At 65.6% G+C, this 2736-nt stretch carries 3 protein-coding genes and 1 tRNA gene; 1 reads left to right on the forward strand and 3 read right to left on the reverse strand.

Annotated elements, in window-relative coordinates; genetic code table 11:
* The coding region (locus tag ACK41X_RS23335) for an FAD-binding oxidoreductase (RefSeq protein WP_409728673.1) at positions 1–415 on the reverse strand (415 nt) is incomplete at its 3' end.
* An 8-nt stretch (positions 416–423) separates the two neighbouring features.
* A complete protein-coding gene (locus ACK41X_RS23340; RefSeq protein WP_409728676.1) occupies positions 424–1404 on the reverse strand; it encodes an L-threonylcarbamoyladenylate synthase in 981 nt (326 codons plus the stop codon).
* 135 nt (positions 1405–1539) lie between these two features.
* Between ACK41X_RS23340 and ACK41X_RS23345 the strand changes: the two genes are divergently transcribed.
* A tRNA-Pro gene (locus ACK41X_RS23345) sits at positions 1540–1616 on the forward strand.
* A 46-nt stretch (positions 1617–1662) separates the two neighbouring features.
* Here the strand turns inward: ACK41X_RS23345 and ACK41X_RS23350 are convergent.
* Positions 1663–2736: helix-turn-helix domain-containing protein (locus ACK41X_RS23350; RefSeq protein ID WP_409728678.1), on the reverse strand; the 1074-nt coding region annotated here is incomplete at its 5' end.

The following is a 2736-nucleotide window of genomic DNA, read 5'->3' on the forward strand; positions in this document are numbered from 1 at the left end:
CCTCCGACGGAAGGAGCTGCGGGTAGAGCCGGTCGACCTGCGCGGCGGCTTCGCGCGCGCGCTGCAAGGTGACGCCGGCTTCTGCGGTAAGCGTGTTGGTGACCGGATCGACCTCGCGGATCTTCGTCATGCGGTTGAGCGAGAGTACGATCTCGCCGTTGAGCGGCATTTGCGCGCCGACCAGCCCGGTGTTGCCGCCCTGGGGCACGATGGCGGTCCGGGTCTCGTTCGCCAGTTTCAGGATGGCCGCGACCTGCTCTGTGGAATCCGGCCGCAGGATCAGCGGGGAACGGCCCGGCCAGCGGTCGCGCTGTTCGTGCAGATAGGCTGCCTGCACGTCCGGATCGGTGATGGCGTATTTTTCGCCGACGATCTCTGTGAACTTCGTGATCAGGTCTTTGTCCGGCGTGAGCATTGGCACTTCTACGAGGATGAAACGGGGAACTCTTTCGGGGCCGCGGCGCGGCGGAGCCGGTCGTTGATGGCTTCGCCCAGCCCCTGATACGGGACCGGCATGACGGCGATTTTCGGGGCGCCCATCGCATCCAGCCGGCGCAGATGACCGAACAGGTTGGCCGCGGCCTCGGACAGATCGCCGCTTTCGGAAAGGTTCAGCATGGCCGCGGCGCCCGGAAGCGGCGTGCCGAAGGCAAGCAGGACTTCGCCCGGTTCGACGCCTGTCGCGCTGAGCCGAAGCGCTGTCCGCGGTGCATAATGGCTTTCCAGCATGCCCGGCGCGAGCGGGGTTTCCTCCGCGGTCTCCATGGCTTGCGCGAGCCCATGGCCGAGCGCCGCTTCGATCTGTTGGCGCGACAGACCGCCCGGCCGCAGGATTGCGGGGACGTCGATGCAAGCGACGATGGTGGACTCGATGCCGACCGGCGCCGGCCCGCCATCCACGATCAGATCGATTTTGCCGTCGAGGTCCTCGAACACATGCGCCGCGGTCGTGGGCGAGACATGCCCCGAAATATTGGCGGACGGGGCCACGACCGGTCTGCCGAAAGCGCGCAGGATTTCGCGGGCCAGCGCGTGATCGGGGACCCGGAGCGCGATGGTGTCGAGGCCCGCAGTGGCGAGGTCCGAGACCGGACAGCCGGCTTTTCGCGGCAAGACCAGCGTCAGCGGCCCCGGCCAGAACGCTGCCGCAAGCCGCTCCGCATCCGCGTTGAAAATCGCAAGCTGCCGCGCTGTATCGAGATTTGACACATGCGCGATCAGCGGATTGAAGGCCGGACGGCCCTTCGCCTCGTACAGGCGCGCAACAGCTTGCCCGTCGGTGGCGTCGGCCCCCAAACCGTAGACAGTTTCGGTTGGAAAAGCGACCAGGCCACCGCGCGACAAGCAATCCGCCGCGGCCCGCGCCGACCCCGGCACGGCCTTGATCAGGCGCGTTTTCGACATGACATGCATGCGGGGCTTCTTAGCCGCTTTTCGCCGGTTTTGCGCGTGCCGGCCGCGGAAACATTTGCGAAAAATTGCCCCGCGGCTCGCCTTGCGGGGCGGCCGGGTCGTGGCTATAAGACGCCCCTTCAAAGTCGGAGTGTAGCGCAGCCTGGTAGCGCACCTCGTTCGGGACGAGGGGGTCGCAGGTTCAAATCCTGCCACTCCGACCAATATTCCCTTTGTGTCCGGCCCGGACCCATCGGTGACAGATGGTACCTAAGACATGGGTGACAACCTCGTGCCGAACGGGTTGTCGATGGGTTGCAAGGTTTTCTGCTCCAGGTCGAAATATCCGAGATCGTAGCGCATGAAGCTTGCGAGCCAAATGCCGTCGTCGACTTCCCTGATTCCGAGACGCTGGCCGGCCAGCACAGTCGAGACGTTGATTTTCTTTCGGTGCAGGCAGATTCGGCCGCAGGCGGTGACGAGGATGTCGCGGTCGTGGAACGGATAGGCCAGTTCGGGCAGGCCGTCGTATCGGCGGGGTGATGGCGCATAGACTTCGGCCGGGCATTTCATGGCGAGCGCCTCGTGGGGGCGTTCGGTGTTGAACTCACTGACGAAGGCATCGAAGCGGTCCTGCTGCTGCAGGCTGTTCATGCCGGGCGGCCGTGTGGCTTCCTTCTTCAGGGTGAGATGCATGCGCTCGTGGCGGCCGTTCTGCTGGGGCTTGCCGGGCTTGATGCGCTCGATCGCAATGCCGAGGCGCAGCCACCAGACCGAGAGTTTCGAGAGGTTGAACAGGGCATGCGGACTGGCGAAGGGGACGCCGTTGTCGGACCGGATGGCGAGCGGCAGACCGCGTTCGCGGAACAGCCGCTCGAAGGCGGTAAAAGCTGTGTCTTCGCGGGTCGATTCCAGCGCTTCGCACAGAAGCACGAAGCGCGAGGCCTGGTCGGTGACGGTGAGCGGATAGCAATAGCGCCCGTTGCCAAGCTTGAACTCGCCCTTGAAGTCGGCGCACCACAAGTCGTTGGGATGAGCGCCCTCGGACAGCGGCGTGCCGCGCGCACGGTGGCGCGGCCCGCCGCCGCGCTTGACCAGGCCGTGACGGTCGAGGACCGCGTGGATCGTGCTTTTGGCCGGAACCCGGATGTCACCATCGAGCCGCCGGACCAGGAGTTCGCGGATCTTGCGGGCGCCCCAGTGCGGCTTCTCGCTCTTGAGCTGGACGATCAGGCTCTCGATCTGCCCCGGCAGCTGGTTGGCATAGCGCACCGGCCGGCGTGACCGGTCGGTCAGGGCCTCGAGCCCGTGTTCTTTGTAGCGGTCGAAAATCTTGTAGCCGGT

Origin of the sequence: Pseudorhodoplanes sp. (assembly GCF_046289595.1) — a bacterium.
GTDB lineage: Bacteria > Pseudomonadota > Alphaproteobacteria > Rhizobiales > Xanthobacteraceae > Pseudorhodoplanes.

What these genes read in the sequence shown, in the direction of transcription:
- ACK41X_RS23340 (WP_409728676.1), bottom strand. Translation starts at nt 1,404, where the DNA reads ATGTCGAAAACGCGCCTGATCAAGGCCGTGCCGGGGTCGGCGCGGGCC.